Consider the following 3,546-nt stretch of genomic DNA (forward strand, 5'->3'; position numbering starts at 1 on the left):
CAAAATGGCCACCCAACGATGGGTGGCCATTTTGACTAAAAGGAGTCCGGCGGTGTCCTACTCTCCCACAGGGTCCCCCCTGCAGTACCATCGGCGCTGTGAGGCTTAGCTTCCGGGTTCGGAATGTAACCGGGCGTTTCCCTCACGCTATGGCCGCCGAAACACTGTTGATGTTTCAATCAAACACATAACAAAGTCATTGTTGTTATGCGGTTCTCGACCGTACATCGAGAACCACTCAGTGGACGCGTAGCACCAACAAACGGTGTGTTATCAAGTCATCGGCTTATTAGTACCAGTCAGCTGCATGCATTACTGCACTTCCACATCTGGCCTATCAACCCAGTAGTCTGGCTGGGAGCCTCTCACCCGAAGGTATGGAAATCTCATCTTGAGGCCGGCTTCCCGCTTAGATGCTTTCAGCGGTTATCCATCCCGAACGTAGCTAATCAGCGGTGCTCCTGGCGGAACAACTGACACACCAGAGGTTCGTCCAACCCGGTCCTCTCGTACTAGGGTCAGATCCTCTCAAATTTCCTACGCGCGCAGCGGATAGGGACCGAACTGTCTCACGACGTTCTAAACCCAGCTCGCGTACCGCTTTAATGGGCGAACAGCCCAACCCTTGGGACCTACTCCAGCCCCAGGATGCGACGAGCCGACATCGAGGTGCCAAACCATGCCGTCGATATGGACTCTTGGGCAAGATCAGCCTGTTATCCCCGAGGTACCTTTTATCCGTTGAGCGACAGCGCTTCCACAAGCCACTGCCGGATCACTAGTCCCGACTTTCGTCCCTGCTCGACCTGTCAGTCTCACAGTCAAGCTCCCTTGTGCACTTACACTCGACACCTGATTGCCAACCAGGTTGAGGGAACCTTTGGGCGCCTCCGTTACTTTTTGGGAGGCAACCGCCCCAGTTAAACTACCCACCAGGCACTGTCCCTGAACCGGATTACGGTTCGAAGTTAGATATCCAGAGTGACCAGAGTGGTATTTCAACAATGACTCCACACGAACTAGCGTCCATGCTTCAAAGTCTCCCACCTATCCTACACAAGCCACACCGAACACCAATACCAAGCTGTAGTAAAGGTCACGGGGTCTTTCCGTCCTGCTGCGCGTAACGAGCATCTTTACTCGTAATGCAATTTCGCCGAGTTCGCGGTTGAGACAGTTGGGAAGTCGTTACGCCATTCGTGCAGGTCGGAACTTACCCGACAAGGAATTTCGCTACCTTAGGATGGTTATAGTTACCACCGCCGTTTACTGGGGCTTAAATTCTCAGCTTCGCCTTGCGGCTAACCGGTCCTCTTAACCTTCCAGCACCGGGCAGGCGTCAGTCCGTATACATCGTCTTGCGACTTGGCACGGACCTGTGTTTTTAGTAAACAGTCGCTACCCACTAGTCTCTGCGGCCTCCAAACGCTTTCGGGAGTAAATCCCTATACGCCGAAGGCCCCCCTTCTCCCGAAGTTACGGGGGCATTTTGCCGAGTTCCTTAACCACGATTCTCTCGATCTCCTTGGTATTCTCTACCTGACCACCTGAGTCGGTTTGGGGTACGGGCGGCTAGAACCTCGCGTCGATGCTTTTCTTGGCAGCATAGGATCACCCACTTTTTATCCGCATCGTGTCTCAGCCTATGTGAATCGCGGATTTGCCTACGACTCGGCCTACGCACTTGCACCAGGACAACCATCGCCTGGCTTGGGCTACCTTCCTGCGTCACACCTGTTAATACGCTAACCGCACCAGAATGGGGTCGTGCGCTAGGCCCAGAGCGTCACCCCGAAGGGATCAGTCACTGGGATTCAGACACTTAGCACTACTGGATTAGCTTGGGCGGTTCTTCGCCGGTACGGGAATATCAACCCGTTGTCCATCGACTACGCCTGTCGGCCTCGCCTTAGGTCCCGACTTACCCAGGGAAGATTAGCTTGACCCTGGAACCCTTGGTCTTTCGGAGGACGTGTTTCTCACACGTCATTCGCTACTCATGCCTGCATTCTCACTCGTGTAGCCTCCACGGCTGGTTTACACCGCCGCTTCGCTGGCCACACGACGCTCTCCTACCCATCAACACGGCTGGACCACGAAGGCCTACCAATAATGTCAATGCCACAACTTCGGTGGCGTGCTTGAGCCCCGTTACATTGTCGGCGCGGAATCACTTGACCAGTGAGCTATTACGCACTCTTTCAAGGGTGGCTGCTTCTAAGCCAACCTCCTGGTTGTCAAGGCAACTCCACATCCTTTCCCACTTAGCACGCGCTTTGGGACCTTAGTTGGTGGTCTGGGTTGTTTCCCTCTCGACTATGAAGCTTATCCCCCACAGTCTCACTGCTGCGCTCTCACTTACCGGCATTCGGAGTTTGGCTGACGTCAGTAACCTTGTAGGGCCCATCGGCCATCCAGTAGCTCTACCTCCGGCAAGAAACACGCAACGCTGCACCTAAATGCATTTCGGAGAGAACCAGCTATCACGAAGTTTGATTGGCCTTTCACCCCTATCCACAGCTCATCCCCTCAGTTTTCAACCTAAGTGGGTTCGGTCCTCCACGACGTCTTACCGTCGCTTCAACCTGGCCATGGATAGATCACTTCGCTTCGGGTCTAGGACATGCGACTGAATCGCCCTATTCAGACTCGCTTTCGCTACGGCTACCCCACACGGGTTAACCTCGCCACATATCGCTAACTCGCAGGCTCATTCTTCAAAAGGCACGCTGTCACCCCTACTAAGGAGGCTCCAACGGTTTGTAAGCAAACGGTTTCAGGTACTATTTCACTCCCCTCCCGGGGTACTTTTCACCTTTCCCTCACGGTACTTGTCCGCTATCGGTCATCTGGGAGTATTTAGGCTTATCAGGTGGTCCTGACAGATTCACACGGGATTTCACGGGCCCCGTGCTACTTGGGATACTCTTCGCGCCAAGAGAGGCATTTCGACTACGGGGTTGGCACCCTCTATGACCGGCCTTTCAAGACCGTTCGTCTATACCTTCTTGTAACGCCGCCATCTCGGCAGAGATGACTGAAAAGTCCCACAACCCCCAACGTGCAACGCCTGCCGGCTATCACACACGCTAGGTTTAGCCTGTTCCGGTTTCGCTCGCCACTACTAACGGAATCGCGGTTGCTTTCTCTTCCTGTGGGTACTGAGATGTTTCACTTCCCCACGTTCCCTCTACCCGCCCTATATATTCAGGCGGGAGTCACTAGGTCGGCACGCCGCCCAGCGGGGTTTCCCCATTCGGACACCCTCGGATCAAAACTTGCTTATCAGTTCCCCGAGGCTTATCGCAGATTGCTACGTCCTTCTTCGGCTCCAGATGCCAAGGCATCCACCGTTTGCTCTTAAAGACTTGAAATCACATGAGTTTGAATCAGAATCGACTCCAGACTCGAAAGCCTGGAATGAAATTGACTAATGATCTTTAAGATCATCTTGTGCAACCGATCCGAAGATCAGCTGCAAGATGCTCGCGTCCACTGTGTAGTTCTCAAAGTACGGGCGGTGCCCCTCATCGCTTCCCACCAAGG

General features: G+C 53.9%; 2 rRNA genes. Both read right to left on the reverse strand.

Annotated features, from left to right (window positions below):
* Nucleotides 1–44: 44 nt before the first annotated feature.
* A 5S ribosomal RNA gene (gene rrf / locus ABY44_RS16145) occupies nt 45–161 on the reverse strand.
* Nucleotides 162–269: 108 nt separating this feature from the next.
* Nucleotides 270–3,374 (reverse strand): 23S ribosomal RNA (locus ABY44_RS16150).
* Nucleotides 3,375–3,546 lie beyond the last annotated feature (172 nt).

It is taken from the genome of Burkholderia sp. ZZQ-2 (genome assembly GCF_050768715.1).
Classification (GTDB): Bacteria; Pseudomonadota; Gammaproteobacteria; order Burkholderiales; family Burkholderiaceae; genus Burkholderia; species Burkholderia cepacia.